General features: G+C 60.7%; 14 protein-coding genes and 1 pseudogene. 5 read left to right on the forward strand and 10 right to left on the reverse strand.

All coding sequences use genetic code 11. From position 1 onward, the window contains the following. Window positions 1-60 precede the first annotated feature (60 nt). The 6 genes from ACWCSD_RS34110 to ACWCSD_RS34135 all read right to left on the reverse strand — a co-directional run bounded on the left by ACWCSD_RS34110 (window position 61) and on the right by ACWCSD_RS34135 (window position 8,350). Window positions 61-831 (reverse strand): pentapeptide repeat-containing protein, encoded by a 771-nt coding sequence (locus ACWCSD_RS34110; protein WP_449921099.1) that lies wholly within the window; start codon window positions 829-831, stop codon window positions 61-63. Beyond that, window positions 828-4,397, reverse strand: a complete 3,570-nt coding sequence (locus ACWCSD_RS34115; RefSeq protein WP_449921102.1) for an nSTAND1 domain-containing NTPase — start codon at window positions 4,395-4,397, stop codon at window positions 828-830. The genes ACWCSD_RS34110 and ACWCSD_RS34115 overlap by 4 nt, the downstream gene beginning before the upstream one ends. A 51-nt stretch (window positions 4,398-4,448) precedes the next feature. Beyond that, the gene (locus ACWCSD_RS34120) at window positions 4,449-5,243 is read right to left on the reverse strand and encodes a 2OG-Fe(II)-dependent halogenase WelO5 family protein (protein WP_449921104.1); all 795 of its coding nucleotides are present in this window, start codon (window positions 5,241-5,243) and stop codon (window positions 4,449-4,451) included. A gap of 8 nt (window positions 5,244-5,251) precedes the next feature. Continuing rightward, the gene (locus ACWCSD_RS34125; protein WP_449921107.1) at window positions 5,252-6,847 is read right to left on the reverse strand and encodes a carbamoyltransferase C-terminal domain-containing protein; all 1,596 of its coding nucleotides are present in this window, start codon (window positions 6,845-6,847) and stop codon (window positions 5,252-5,254) included. A gap of 185 nt (window positions 6,848-7,032) precedes the next feature. Then, window positions 7,033-7,206, reverse strand: a complete 174-nt coding sequence (locus tag ACWCSD_RS34130) for a hypothetical protein (protein ID WP_449921110.1) — start codon at window positions 7,204-7,206, stop codon at window positions 7,033-7,035. Window positions 7,207-7,975: 769 nt separating this feature from the next. Beyond that, window positions 7,976-8,350 (reverse strand): hypothetical protein, encoded by a 375-nt coding sequence (locus tag ACWCSD_RS34135; RefSeq protein ID WP_449921112.1) that lies wholly within the window; start codon window positions 8,348-8,350, stop codon window positions 7,976-7,978. A gap of 136 nt (window positions 8,351-8,486) precedes the next feature. On the opposite strand from ACWCSD_RS34135, the pseudogene ACWCSD_RS34140 reads away from it, so the two are divergent. Together ACWCSD_RS34140 and ACWCSD_RS34145 are read left to right on the forward strand one after the other, a co-directional pair. After that, window positions 8,487-8,561: pseudogene (locus tag ACWCSD_RS34140) on the forward strand (hypothetical protein); the annotation flags it as partial. Window positions 8,562-8,665: 104 nt separating this feature from the next. Further along, window positions 8,666-9,070 carry a hypothetical protein gene (locus tag ACWCSD_RS34145; RefSeq protein ID WP_449921113.1) on the forward strand — a complete coding sequence of 135 codons (405 nt, stop codon included), beginning with the start codon at window positions 8,666-8,668 and terminating at the stop codon, window positions 9,068-9,070. 47 nt (window positions 9,071-9,117) lie between these two features. On the opposite strand, the gene ACWCSD_RS34150 is transcribed toward ACWCSD_RS34145, so the two are convergent. Beyond that, window positions 9,118-9,777, reverse strand: a complete 660-nt coding sequence (locus ACWCSD_RS34150) for a hypothetical protein (RefSeq protein ID WP_449921115.1) — start codon at window positions 9,775-9,777, stop codon at window positions 9,118-9,120. A 105-nt stretch (window positions 9,778-9,882) separates the two neighbouring features. Here ACWCSD_RS34150 and ACWCSD_RS34155 point away from each other — a divergent pair, with 105 nt between their 5' ends. After that, window positions 9,883-10,536 (forward strand): DNA alkylation repair protein, encoded by a 654-nt coding sequence (locus ACWCSD_RS34155; RefSeq protein WP_449921127.1) that lies wholly within the window; start codon window positions 9,883-9,885, stop codon window positions 10,534-10,536. Window positions 10,537-10,582: 46 nt separating this feature from the next. Then, entirely contained in the window at window positions 10,583-10,900 is a 318-nt protein-coding gene (locus ACWCSD_RS34160; RefSeq protein WP_449921117.1) for a hypothetical protein, read from the forward strand. Here ACWCSD_RS34160 and ACWCSD_RS34165 read toward each other — a convergent pair. The 3 genes from ACWCSD_RS34165 to ACWCSD_RS34175 all read right to left on the reverse strand — a co-directional run bounded on the left by ACWCSD_RS34165 (window position 10,885) and on the right by ACWCSD_RS34175 (window position 12,366). Next, window positions 10,885-11,367: a GNAT family N-acetyltransferase gene (locus ACWCSD_RS34165; protein WP_449921120.1), complete on the reverse strand. Its 483-nt coding sequence runs from the start codon at window positions 11,365-11,367 to the stop codon at window positions 10,885-10,887. The two genes, ACWCSD_RS34160 and ACWCSD_RS34165, sit on opposite strands and share 16 nt — an antisense overlap. Further along, window positions 11,315-11,773: a hypothetical protein gene (locus tag ACWCSD_RS34170; RefSeq protein ID WP_387668883.1), complete on the reverse strand. Its 459-nt coding sequence runs from the start codon at window positions 11,771-11,773 to the stop codon at window positions 11,315-11,317. The genes ACWCSD_RS34165 and ACWCSD_RS34170 overlap by 53 nt, the downstream gene beginning before the upstream one ends. A gap of 356 nt (window positions 11,774-12,129) precedes the next feature. Then, window positions 12,130-12,366, reverse strand: coding sequence for a hypothetical protein (locus ACWCSD_RS34175; protein WP_357702625.1), 237 nt, complete (start codon window positions 12,364-12,366; stop codon window positions 12,130-12,132). 488 nt (window positions 12,367-12,854) lie between these two features. On the opposite strand from ACWCSD_RS34175, the gene ACWCSD_RS34180 reads away from it, so the two are divergent. After that, window positions 12,855-13,410 (forward strand): hypothetical protein (locus ACWCSD_RS34180; protein ID WP_449921124.1); only part of this gene is annotated, 556 nt, incomplete at its 3' end.

The raw sequence follows: 13,410 nt of genomic DNA on the forward strand, positions 1-13,410 counted from the left end.
GCAAAAATTGCATCGAACCTCCCTGCTCTCTTGAATATCGATACTACTTTCCTCCCGATCCTAGTCGGGCAACCTGTGATCTTCTGGCCATAGGGTTGTATCATCATGGCGGACATCGGCAAGAATCGCCTTGTCCAGCGTGGCATTCACGAGATTTGCACCGATCAAGTTCGCTCCTGTCATATCAGCTCCGGTCAGGTCCGCTTCAGACAACAGCGCGCCGGCGAGATTAGCTCCACATAGCTTTGCGTATGCCATGTCTGCTCTCTGCAGCTGTGCGTCCTGCAAAATACACGCGCTCATATCAGACATTTCAAGATTTGCCCGATTAAGTAGACTCCCGGAGAAGTTGCAGCTGACAAGCACTGCGCGGGACAAATCTACATGCTGCAAGTTCGCTCCAGCTAAATCGGCCATAGACAGGCGGACACGCTCCAGACAAATACCTTGAAGGTTGCTGCCGCTCAACGACGCCCCTTCCAAGGTGCCGTCATATAGCCATCCCTGTCCCTCTAATTCGAGGACAGATCGTGCTACGAGACCATTGTCGGAGCTGCTCATCTCACGGATCAGCTGTCGGCGGAGCCTAGTTTCATCGTGCCGTCGCCCAAGACGCTCCACTACGAGGATGACTACTGCGATGCCCACGAGTTCGGACCCGAGATTTGCATAGAGATCATTCACCAAGCCTACAAAAGTCCAGCCATGAGTCATGATTTGCCCTATGATCATTATCATGAGGCCAACGGTAATTACGGCGACTCCGATTCCTAATGGCGACACTGATTTCTGGCGACGGCTTTGATGCGGAGAACCACTCGTACGGGTCATGCCAACTCCAAGGGAAGTGTGCATACAAGGCGCATTCCGATATAGTAATTTCTGTTAGTAGGCAAATGCGCATTACGGCATGCAGATCGCCCGTATCGAGCACCTAGATTCCAGCACCCGCCCCGCAAAACTCGCCTATCTCCCCATCTCTCTCCAATTGGGTCGACAACACGATATCCGGGATATGGCCCATACCAATCAAGGCACCATTCCCAGCAGTTGCAGTGAATGTTGAACAGGCCTCTTCGGTTAGGAAGCAGCGTGCCACTGGCATGCGTCTTCAGCGAGCTATTGGCCCCAGACCAGCCATATTGGTCGAGCAATAAGCGATCGCTGCCAAAGCTATAAGGCGAGACCGTCCCGGAGCGGCAGGCGTACTCCCACTCCGCCTCCGTAGGAAGCCGAAAGCCCGCTACGGAGAGATCGAAAGCTCCCAGGCCGTTAATATAACTTCCGTCCAAGGCGGCTGCGTCCTTATAGCACTGCTCCCTCTCGGGGAAGCCGACCTTCTCTGTAAGCCAATGAGAGAAGTGCACTGACTCATACCACGTGGGAGCCACGACGGGTTCGGACCGCAAGGGGCTCCATTCATCAATGTTCGGCAGTCCTTTAATGCCGGTTTCCATCATAAATGTCTCGAACTCGCCACGCGTGACTTCTCTAGTGCAGACGGCGAATGGTCGCGTAAGATGAACTTCATGCTGAGGCGATTCATAAGAGCTGCGCTCTAACTCCGTCTCGGGAGAGCCCATGAGGAAGACACCTGGCTCATATTTCACAAACGTTAAAAGAGATTCTGCCGCTCGAATAGTGAACCAGTTCCGGTGGGAAGCCGGATCGTATGGTTTCGCCACTCGGTCGACTTCGCCTAACCTCGACGACATCTCCCATTTCTGGAGAAGCCAAAAACAAGCTGAATGCACGCCTGAGTCTGGATCCTGCTCGTACCAGGTCGTCACGGAGTCCAGAATGCCGGCAAGCATGTTACTAGGGACCTGGTCAATCGGATATCCGCCAAGAGCGAGCAGAAGTCCGTAACGACATGCTGCTGTGTCCGCCTCTGGAAGGAAATGAATTAGTGACTCTGCTGGAAGCCCCCGCTGCTTGACCTGGTGAATGAATTGTGTGAGTGCTTCAGGATCTTCGCTGTCGGCGAGTATGTCTTGCACACCTGTTGTGACTCCCATGCGTAGCAAGGTGCAAGCGGCTACCGCACGTCGCTTTCCCACGCGCACCCGTTCGGTCTCCAAAAGCCCCTGCCGAGGTCTCTCTGCCGCAATAGATTGTAAGGCGCCCTGTGCTATCTCCAGGCTTCGACTCGACTGACCAAGTCTAACGAAGAATTGCTCATAGTTCTGGGGCAGCGATTCGCTGGCAAGGCGGGCAAGGAAAGACGGACGATCATATGCAAGTTCGATCAGGAGGACGGCGGCGGATTCTCGTACACCCTCCCTGGGTTCGTTGAGAAAATGCCATTGAAGAGGATCGAGAAGCATATCCCTAACCGGTCGTAGGGCACTGACCCATTCACGGAGGTGCAACTGGTTCTCATGAGCTAATGTCTTCGCGACGTCACTAGCAATGTTGGCCCATCGCCGATCATAGGGAGCGAAGTCCGCCAACAGAATAGCTGATCGAAAACGCTCTTGCGAATGTGCAGCGGCGGGATCTGTTTTCTCCCACAAGCGCTCTAGAATTATCTCTTTGTGCGCCGCCAAGGCATTCCGAATTATAACCAGCTCGTGCGGGATCACGTTGCAGAACTCCGAGATTAATAGAGTCGCTTTGCTGGGGTCGCCAGATGCCAAGGCAAGGAGAACTCGCCAACGCTCTCCCTCCGCCGCTTCAGCCAGCAGAGTCTCCAATCGACTCTCAATTAGGGCGAAATGGGGTTGTAGCGATTCTATAATCGACAGAACTTCGTCTGGTCGGGCGCTCAATAAGAATGCTGCTCTCGACATCGCCGCCTTTCCTCTATCCCGATCTCGCGCATGGCAACTATGGTCAACATAGTCCAGCAAATCGGGCGCTATGTGTTCGCGCCCTTTGCTCGCGAGCCAGCTTTCCGCCTCGCTCAATATGCGGCCGCGTAGCAGTGCACCATCTTCTCGGTCCGAGTGTATCCATTCATGTAGCCACTGCCTGGTCCTCTGTTGCCAGAGCAAGAATTGACGATCCTCGACCAACCAGGTCCGGAGCCGGCTCCAATTGCGAATCACCGCCTCGTGGGCGACTTCCACAGTCTGCTCACCTGAAGGACTGGCGTCCGTGACCAGGAGCCGTGCGTCAGTGAGGCCCGCGATGACGCGGGCCACCCGAGGAAGGCCTGCCACCTCTGCCATCAGTGCCCGACGGCGAGTGTCGGTCGAGTCCTCCTCAGGGGGCGCCACACGTACAAGTCTGGTTAGAAGCTGTCGGACGGTGTCCTGCTGTTCTGGTGCGAACGAGGCGTAGACGTCTTCTGCCCTACGGGCGATCGCCCCTGCGAGCTCTCCAATCCGCTCGTACGCTGCATGAGTGAGAAAGCCTCCCTCCTGCTGCTCCCACAAGAGCATCAAGGAGAACTCTAGGAGTGGGAGCTTCCCAGGCTCATCACTCACATCGTCGAGGATGCGATCGACTAACCCATCTTCTAGATGAGTTCCGCGAACTGCCGCAGGTTCAACAATCGCACGGCGAAGCTCAGCTCGGTCCATTGGCGGTAGGTGAACGATGCCATCCTGCAAGGCGTCGGAGAGCTGCCGGGACGCCACAACGCGCTCATAGAAATCTCCGCGCAAGGTAAGCACGACCTTGACAGGAGTGGTTGAGCCTCGGTGGCTGGTAGAAACATCGATCAAAGCAGAGACAAATGTTCGGACTTCCTCGTAGTCGGAGCTATGAGTATAAAGCTCCTCGAACTGATCTGCAAAAATGAGAAGCGGCTGCTTGCGTTGCCGTACGAGTTGGTCAACAGCAGCGAACAGACTGCCTTCTCTTAGCGTCACTATCAGTTCGTTCACAGCATGAGGTCGTGCGATTTCCTCCATGCCGGGAGAAAGCACATCCATTAAAGCGTTACCCAGGGCAGCGAAGGGGCGGGGGCCAGGACGGAATTCAAGTACAATCCATGGCCTCTCTGCTTTCAGTTTCGGGATGAGCCCAGCGAAAACAACCGACGACTTGCCGCTGCCCGACGCACCCACGACTCCAATAATGGATGCGAACTCAAGCTTTTTTCGCAGTCTTCTCACAACTGCTTCCCTGCCAAAGTAAAGATGCGCATCCCGTTCTCGAAATGCGAATAATCCTCGATAGGGGCAGTCAACACTATGCGTACGAACGTCTCGCTCTTTGGTTCGTGGCTCTTCCTGGTAAATCTGCCACAACTCAACGGCCTCATGCGGCAGCAGGCCGAGTGCCTCACAGAATCTATCGAGGTATTGCTGCGTCGGCGCCCGTTCGCCCCGTTCCACGGATGTGATCACGCTTTCGTGAAACCTGATGCGAGCAGCCAGTTCGCGCTGAGAGAGTCCCGCGTTCAAGCGGCGACGACGGAGGGTGTCACCAATCAGCGTACGCCTCATTCGGGAATCCTTCGAGCGAGATAGTCATCGTTGCAACTACCCGTGTTGGGGCTAGCTCCAACATATCAGCGGCTTTCCCGACTGGTACCCTAAAAAGCAAGATATACCCATGCGGCGCCCCTTCTCTTGACGGCTCACCGCATGCAGCTTGGTGGCGTCTATCAGAACTAGATCACCGGCCGCGCATTTGACCTCCAAGTCGGGAGGAGGCAGCTTGGCCCGATCTACTCCATATTCACTGTCCAGGGCCCGCAATTCGTTGAGCTCATCAGCCCTCGGACGCCAGTCCCACATCTGGAGAAGCCCGCCGACGTCCGGGGCTTCGAGGTAAAGATTCGCTGCGAACTGCGCCTCGATGCGACGCGCGAGCTCGAGTCCGGGCGCGTCTCTTTCGAAGATATCGTTGTGTGGCAGCAGTTGCGAACCCTCTGGGAAGATGCGGACAATGCCGGCGAACATATTTCGACCGTTGATCGTCGACAGCTGTATGCCAACCTCGCGATCAAGCATGCGCCACAGTTGATCGAATGGCGAAAGATAAGGATGGCAGGCACTCCTGATTTCCTCCATCAGTCGTTCGGCCGAGGTCAGATATTTCTCTAGCGCTTCGTCGTCAGTCCGACCGTCTGTGTTATGCGTCTCATAGTGGCTTTCACCTACGCGGATCAATTCTGGGGTATTGCGGTACGCCGATCGTGACCAGTGACTGTATAGTTTCCCGGCGACATACTGCGCCACATGTGGGGACGTGAAGTTCCTAATTCGTAAGATGCTGACGCTGCCGTCACGAAGGTGTTCCAGATCGGAGCGCCGGATCCAATCCAAGTCTTGAATCTTGTTATGCATAGTAGATTTCAGCCTCTCCGGGAGTAAAGTTGATCGCCTACAACAAACCCATCGAGCCCTCTATCATCGGCATATTCGACTAAGTCACTCATGCGATTAATGAAGCCACGCCCTTTGAAGTTGAGCGATGTGTTGCATAAGACTGCGACCCCGCATCTCCGCTCGAATGCTGTGAGTAGATCGTAGATCGGTGGATTCTGCTGCCTCCTGACTGTCTGAACCCGTGCGCTACCGTCAGCATGTGTCACTGCGACCAATCGCTTATCTCTGACAGTTTGGAAGTAGAGCATGTATGGGCTCTCTCCCGACCAGTTAAAGTGCCGGCTTACATCTTCCTCCCGACAGATGGGCGCGATCGGCCGATATGGCTCCCTCTGTTTAATGGCGTTGAGACGGTCTCGTGTATCAGCGCTAAAGGGTGCGGCAAGAATTGAACGGTTTCCGAGCGCGCGCGGACCAAGCTCGTAGCGGCCCTGCACCCATCCCATGACCTTTCCTCTTGCCAAGAGATCTGCCACTTTGTGGTAATCGAGCTGCGACTGCGCATACGCATTATGAGGTTTGACGTCATCGATAAAGTCGCTTCCCGCGTAAACGTTCCACTGAATCTTTGCCTGGCCGAAAAAGTGAAACATCGCGTCCACGGCAGTGCCGATAGCCGAGCCGGTGTCATTAGTGCAGGGCGGGACGAAGATTTCAGAGAATAGCCCACAGTTGCGCCACTGTGTGTTCCATGAGCAATTGAGGCCACATCCACCGGATATCAATAGGGGATAGCCGCGATCCAAGTGCTGGCGCGCGAAGCGCTCAAATGTGAAGTAAATTTCTTGCGAAAGCTTACGCGATAGATTCTTAAATCGCTGATTCTCAACTCCAATGTCGTGGAAGCATGACCAGCGCAATTCGGACTTAGGGGTGGTCAGTAGTATGGATTTGCGGGATAGTACAAAGTCTATTATGTCTCGCTCTTCCCTATTAGCTGGGCCGTCTTCAGCGAATGCAGTCAGCGCCATTAGCTCGCCTGCATTCTCGAAGCGGAAGCCGCCATGTTCGTCCCGGCTTGTGGGATCGGCAAGTGAATATATAAACTGATATTTGTTGCCGGGATCCTCCAAGACCCTGCCTATGCGGGCAACTTTTACATCAGATGTTATCTCATAGAAGCTACCAATATTCCCTTCCCATACAAGGGCATAGCATGGGTGGCCTTGAGTAAAGGGTGACATTCCGTAGGCTGACAGCAGATGAGATCGCTCGTGCGAGGAGGAGAAGACAGGGACCGACCGTCCTAAGATATTCGCTTCTTCGATATCGACGGCCATCTCGTCACATCCATAGTAGCCAGCTCCTACAGGCCTTTCAGTAGAGTGGAAGCCCTTGACCCACCCGCTCAGACAGATGACGTCAGGGATATTGTCAAGCAACTTCAACGCCTGCATGAAGAGGGAGGGGGTCGTCGATGCATAACGTGGGAAAGAATCTTTCTCGGCCTCGATCGAGAACTCGAGGGCGCCGTCTCGAATATATGCGACCGCGCCGTCATGTCCAGGCTTTAACGACAATATGCGCACGACCGAAACCTCTCCACGATCTCCGAATTTCACTCAGCATAGGAACGAGGGCGATAAGCGTCAATTCGTTAGGACTACTGCAACCAGTTCCAGGGGGCAGCATCGCCTGGTCAAGCCCTGATGGCGCAGGTGAGCAGGAGTGGGCGCTGAGTAGTGTCCTCAAAGGATCAAGAACGATAGGCCGATCAATGATGACCGCCTCGTTGCAGGGCGGTCGGTCAACTGATCCACTGGTGGAGCGGCGAGGACCTGGCCGGGAATGGCGTTTCGACGATCATGCTCGCATGCAGGCGGGCAACATTAGCGCTGGACTTGTATGCATTCGGCACGTCTGGAGCAGCATGCAGGCTCGACAGGTCACGTTCGGCCGATTCCTGCGGCTTCTGGTTCACTGGCCCGATCGTTCTAGGGTCCAGGTATGGAATCTACTCCGAATGATATTCTTTGGGCCGCCTCTCAGGCGTAGGGGCCGGCTGCCTGCGCGCTTCGCCTTGGATCCCCGCGACCCGCTGATACGGCGTGCTTGCTCTTTGCTCGCCTGAGTCTCTTGCGCTTCGTCCCACCGCGCCTGAGCTGGTCGCGGTCGCTGAGGCGAGGAGGCCCACGATGAGCACAAGCCGGGTCAAGTGACCCGAGACCCGCAAGGTCGAGGCCGCCGGCGACGTCGGCGTCGCCTACCGTCTCCAGGTGAAACCATCCGATCCCCTGGCTGGGCGTGCCCGCCTCCGCATCGACATGCCGTACGGCGGTCGCCGCCGTGAGGTGGGTCCTCCGGTTGAAGGGCCGGTGCGGTCGTTGCCGTCGTGCCCTGTAGCCTCCTTATCGCGCCATCCGTGCATGACAGGTTGGCGCATGGTGTCATGATCTTGTCGTCATGGCGCGGCGAGTTCGGAAGCCCCCGTTGGAGCGGGGCTGAGGCCGTAACGATCGCGGACTACGGTATCCCTCTCATGGGCTGGGGCGATCGCCGCCATGGCCCTCCTTCGTCGGGCCTCGGCACTGGGCATGGCGGTATCTGTGACGGCAACGCTGACGGCAACGTCGGCCGCCAACTTCACACGACGAGCACTGCGAACGACTGGCTGGCTCCTGGTAGGAGCTGGAGACCGCGGTGATTGCTACACCTGAAAAGCGGACGATCGTGTTGGCCGCCCGAGGAAGCTATCTCCGCATGAAGGGGACGTCGTAACCAGGCTGCTGGCCGTTCATCAGCTCGGTCAGGTCCTCATCAGTGAGGGCAAGCTCGTAGGCGTTGCCTGCTTGTTGCGGATCCCAGCCGTGGTTGAGCGCCATGCGTATGGTCGCCGTCACGAGCGCCGGCCGTATGGCCATCGTCCGTTCTCCCCACCAGGCGTCCGGGCGTGAGCAGGGAAACGACACCAGAAGGACGCGGCCCGACGCGCTGGCCAGTTCCACTGCGAACGTCATCGGGCCCCAGCTGTTCCCCTGGCAGTACGTGGGCTTACGGCGGACGCGCCAGCGGAAGGCGGTGCCATCAACGGTGATGAGCCGCGAGCCCTTCTTCGGGATCGCCATGAGAGACCTCCTGCTCTGTTCCGTCGCTGTTCCGTGGGAGGGTCAAGAACAGTGAGAAACGACGAGAGCCAGTCGCAACAGTAACCCCTGGTCAGGCTTCTGATCGACAGATTTTCGCTGGTGGCTGCGCAGGGCATCGGAGATCACCCAGATCTACGAGGGCACCAACCAGATTCAGAGAATGGTGATGGCCCGCCAGCTCCTCAAGTAGGCGTCCGACCTGCAGAACCCGAGACCGCGGAGGCGGTCCCGGGTTTTCGCGGGGAGGCCGTGGGGATCGCCGGACGACTCTGCTTCGAACGTGCCGAGGTGAGCATGCACGAGCTCGAACTGGTCGACCTGGTGGACGAATCTCTTTCGCGCTGCCAGGTGACGACGTGGACCGACGGTGAGACGTACGAGCTGCGGCTGGATCGCGCAGGCGTTTCGCCGACCAGGGTTCTCTCGTCGGTCGACTTCGAAGACGCCTTGCGGCAGCTGAGAACAGAGCTGGAGCGGCGGAATCTGCTGTTGCCGTGCAACAGGTACCGTCGCGATGCGTTCGTCTCCTCGATGTCACGTCAAATGAGTGAGGGCCTTTCGTGCTATCTGGTCGTCGCCGGGGAACCTGTATCGCCGGAATTGCTTGTCGACAGCCTTGGGCCCGCCTTCAGGGGTGATGTCGTCTCAGCCGAGGAGGCGTCGGAGTTCATCGGTGAGTGGATCGCCGGCTTTGACTGAGGAGTCTCTTTGCGGGATCGCCGTGAGCTGTGGCGATTTCGTGTTGGTCAGACGAAGCCTTCGGCGACGAGGCGGGGGCCGTGTTCGTCGATGATGTGGCGTTGGCCCGATCCGCCGACGACGCGGCACCAGCTTTCCACGGTCAGCCGGGTTCGCTCCAGCCGGTAGCTGAAGCCGCCGTACATGCCGGGGACGGCGAACCAGCAGGCCGGGTGACGTTGCTCGGTCAGCGGTTCCAGGTCGGGAAGGCGTAGCTGGTGCTCGGTGACCAGGTCGTCGGCGCGTTCGTGGATCAGCGCGTGGAAGTGGTGCTGGATCGACCTCAAAGTTCCGGCCGGCAGGTGGTGGTGGATGACCGGGGTGAGTGGCGCCAGGAGGGCGTGGTGTCCCCGGCGGGTGGCGATGTCGATCGCCCGTTCTCCTTGAGCCGTACGGAGCGTGCGCCAGGCGCCGCGGGAGATCAGCCGGTGCACGACGCCGACGTCGGCGCCGTGCCAGGCGGCCTGGTGGAGTGGGGCGTATCCGCTGGTGCCGCCGACTCTGCCGCCGTTGATCCACTCGGGATGCTCTTCGAGCAGCTCGAAGACTGTGGACCAGGCGCCGTCGCGTGCGGCGTCGGCCAGTTCGTCGCGTTCTTCGAGCAGCTGGTCCTTGTAGGTCGAGCGCAGAGTGACGCCGTCCCACCTCGAAGCCTGGTGCTGTTCCATGCAGCCTCTGTCCGTCCGGTCACGGAGACACACCAAGGTACGTCACGACGCGTTTAGGCTGGAGCTGCTTCTGAGGAGGTGGCCGGGGTGACGTTGACCGAGGTGATGGCCGAGCTGGCCGCGCTGGAGGATCCCAAGGCGCGCGAGGTGAACGAGAGACACGGCGACGATCACGGCGTGAACCTCGGCAAGCTGCGCGCCCTCGCCAAGCGGCTGAAGACGCAGCAGGAACTCGCGCGCGAGCTCTGGGAGACGGGTGACACCGCGGCGAGGTTGCTGGCGACGCTGGTCTGCCGTCCGAAGGCGTACGAGCGGGACGAACTGGACGCGATGGTGCGCCAGGCGCGTACGCCCAAGGTGCGCGACTGGCTCGTGAACTACGTGGTGAAGAAGAGTCGGTACGCCGAAGAGCTGCGGGTGGCCTGGTCGGCCGATCCCGATCCGCTGGTCGCGAGCGCCGGGTGGGCGTTGACCGTCGAGCGCGTGGCGAAGAAGCCCGAGGGGCTCGACCTGGTGGGGCTGCTCGACGTCATCGAGGCGGAGATGAAGGACGCCCCTGACCGTCTGCAGTGGGAGATGAACAACTGCCTGGCTCACATCGGGATCGAGCACGCCGAGCACCGCGCCCGTGCGATCGGCATCGGTGAGCGGCTGGAGGTGCTCAAGGACTATCCGACGTCCCCGGGGTGCACGTCGCCGTTCGCGCCGGTGTGGATCGCGGAGATGGTACGCCGGGAGCAGGGCGGGGCGGCTCACTAGAGGGTGGAGACGAAAATCGTTCGAGAGGGTCGCTGACTGTCCCGACGTGCTGATCGAACTGCCTCAGGTGTTGCGTTACCTGGATTTCAAGAGGGATTTCTTCGGCTCGAAGAAGGCTCGCGGGGCATGCGGCGTCGTCTTGATGAGCTGGGGCCGGATTTCGAGCTGCTGGCCTCTGTCGCGCACGACGTCTACGGGAGAATCACCGGTTCAGATTCCGCAGCGTTGGACGAGGGCTGTTCATGGGCGCGGCGTTCTCGGCGGCTCCCCTTTGATTCCGGCGATCGGCGAGCAGTGGGATTTCGAGGACCCGCGGGAATTTGTGCTGAGGCTGCCGCGCATAGCTCGTCATCGAGGATTGTGAAGGGCGGGAAGGAGTTTCGTCATCACCCGCGATCCGTGCGGGTCCAGGGCGGGGAGTTCTTCGGAGTCCCGGAAATCGTGACGCCTGTAAAGCGCGATGGCCGGGGCGTTTCCGGGTTTGACGGAAAGTCGCAGCGTCTTGGCCCCTCGCCACGTGGCCCATCTTTCGATCTCGCGGATCAGGTGGTCCCCGACTCCCCGGCCGCGGGTGGACGGGCTCACCCACATGGACACCAGCTCGACGCTGTCCGCAGTCTCGATCGGGACTCCGCTGGCCATCCCGGCCGGGCGGCCGTCGAGGAAGGCGACGACATTGTGCGAGCCGCGCATCGTCAGGCGGGCCCGCCAGCGTTCCTCGCGGTCGCCGTCGCCCGCCCGGTCGGCCAGCCGGGATTTGCCGCCGGAGGGGGCCGGGTTACGGCGTGCGGTCGGTGCCGGCGCTTTCGCGGCTCCAGATCTGCCTCGCACGGGGAAGGTCCCTGATGGTGCCGCCTTCCGGGATCATGCCCCAGAGGAAGGGGACCAGGTAGGCGGGTGGGCCGCCCAGGAGTTCGGTCAGTTCGTCCTCGGTGATGGCGAGGGTGAAACGGGGGCCTGGTCGGGCGGGGGTCCAGCCCTGTTCGAGGGCGCGGCGGACGCATGCGGCGACGAGCGGCGGGCGGATCGCGATCGTCCGGGCTCCCCGCCAGTTGTCCGGCCGGGCGCAGGGGAGTGACACGAGCAGGACGCGGCCGGGATCCTCGTCGCGTTCGACGACGAAGGTGAGCGGGGCCGCGGAACTGCCGTCGCCGAAGGCGGGTCTGTGGCTGACCCGCCAGCGGAAGGCGGTGCCGTCGACCGTGATGAGCCGCGAGCCCTTCCTGGGCATCGCCATGGGCGCCTCCGGGTGCTGCCTTCGCGACAAATGGGTTCAGGACGGTCGCCAGCGTAACCCGCCGCCGCCCGCGACCAGGGCCGGAACGGGCAGGACCGGAACGGGGGCGGGAGAGGTGCGGGCCTGGGAGGCACGGTCCGGGAAAGGTGCGGTCAAGGGGGAGGTGTGGGACCGGTGCGGGGTCTCCGACCGGTCCTCGGTGCGTTCGCCGTCCGTGCGGGTGCGGGTGCGGGGGTGTGCGTTGCGGGACGTGCCGGAGCGCAGGGGTGTGCGGTTGTGGGACGTGCCGGGGCGTGAGGGGGTGCGATTGCCGGACGTGCCGAGGGGGTGGTTGCGGGACGTGCCGAGGGGTGGGGTCAGCCGCTGGTGTCCTGTGAAGGACTCTCGGGTTTCTGGGAGTTCAGCCAGGTGTGCACGGCCGAGGTGCCGGTGATCCAGAGCGCCGCGAAGCCGCCGGAGGCCGTCGCGCCCGCCATGATGGCGCCCGCGACCGTGCTGCCGTTCCCGATGGCGAGCAGGCCGGCGACGACACCGACGAGCAGCGCGAGCAGGGCGCCGCTGACCGCCGACCAGATGAGGGTTGTCTTGCTCATTCGTGTCCCCTTGCCGTACGGGCTTGTTCTTTGACGTAGGAGTACCAGCGGGACTCGGGGGCGCGTCCGCGCAATTGATCGTTCCGGCCGTGATCGCGCTTGCCTCGGACGTATTCGGACGACATCGGATGGATTCGGCCGAGAAGGGCTGATGGGGCGGATGTGTGTGATGCACCTGGCACCCCGACAAGACCGACTTATGGCACTATGGCTGCTTATCTCAACGCAACGAGAGGGTGGCGCCTGCCCGTCTTCTCGAAATGCCACTTCCACTCTTAAACCGGACAACGGTGTCCGAACCGGGGCGGCTCATGAAGGATGTCGGTCAAGGTGAAGATCACCTTGCTGTGCTCGTGACACGTCTGAACAGGTTGCGTGAAATCGAATGCGGAAACCCGTCGCTGAAACGGATTGAGAAAGTCGCGCTCGCCCTTTTGGCCGAAGAGCCCGAACGAAACAGATGGCGCCGGCCGTTGCCGAAGTCGACCGTGTCCGACCTGCTGAACGGCAGGTCGCAGAAAGTGCCGGATTTCCTGCTGATGCGGACCATCGTCGAGGTGTGTCAGGTGATCGCGGTGAAGTCCGGCATGCCCATCGAGTCCGTGGCGGAGCTGACCGCCGAGTTCAGCGCCCTGTGGCAGGCCGCCAAGGCCGAGGCGGGGGAGGCCGCGCGACGCCGGAGCGGGTCGCCGGCCGCCGACCGGACCGGCGGGGACGTCCTGGAGCCCGCGCCCGGCGAGCAGTCGTCCTGGCAGCCCTCGCCCACGGAGCTGCGGGTGCCGCTGCATTGGGGACGTCTGGGCATGTTCCGGCTGCGGTCGGCGGAGAGGGGTGACGCCAGGGCCGCCCACGAGCTGGCGGTCCTGCTGGCCTGCGAGGCGTGCGGCGCGGATGGGAAGGAGGCCGAGCACTGGCGGCGGCTGGCCGCGTACTGGAACCACCGGGCGCTCGGCGCGGTGCCGGAGGCGGCGGGCGACGGCTCGCTGACCCCGCAGGCCGCCGCCGTCCAGGCCAAGAAGGACGTGGAGACCATCAAGCGCGGGA

The sequence above is a fragment of the Nonomuraea sp. NPDC001684 genome, from assembly GCF_053596515.1.

Bases quoted from the DNA above. Each gene is read 5' to 3' on its own strand.
- ACWCSD_RS34175 (WP_357702625.1), bottom strand. From the start codon at position 12,366: ATGAGCAAGACAACCCTCATCTGGTCGGCGGTCAGCGGCGCCCTGCTC.
- ACWCSD_RS34135 (WP_449921112.1), bottom strand. From the start codon at position 8,350: ATGGCGATCCCGAAGAAGGGCTCGCGGCTCATCACCGTTGATGGCACC.
- ACWCSD_RS34145 (WP_449921113.1), top strand. From the start codon at position 8,666: ATGCACGAGCTCGAACTGGTCGACCTGGTGGACGAATCTCTTTCGCGC.
- ACWCSD_RS34110 (WP_449921099.1), bottom strand. From the start codon at position 831: ATGACCCGTACGAGTGGTTCTCCGCATCAAAGCCGTCGCCAGAAATCA.
- ACWCSD_RS34120 (WP_449921104.1), bottom strand. From the start codon at position 5,243: ATGCATAACAAGATTCAAGACTTGGATTGGATCCGGCGCTCCGATCTG.
- ACWCSD_RS34150 (WP_449921115.1), bottom strand. From the start codon at position 9,777: ATGGAACAGCACCAGGCTTCGAGGTGGGACGGCGTCACTCTGCGCTCG.
- ACWCSD_RS34115 (WP_449921102.1), bottom strand. From the start codon at position 4,397: ATGAGGCGTACGCTGATTGGTGACACCCTCCGTCGTCGCCGCTTGAAC.
- ACWCSD_RS34155 (WP_449921127.1), top strand. From the start codon at position 9,883: ATGGCCGAGCTGGCCGCGCTGGAGGATCCCAAGGCGCGCGAGGTGAAC.
- ACWCSD_RS34170 (WP_387668883.1), bottom strand. From the start codon at position 11,773: ATGGCGATGCCCAGGAAGGGCTCGCGGCTCATCACGGTCGACGGCACC.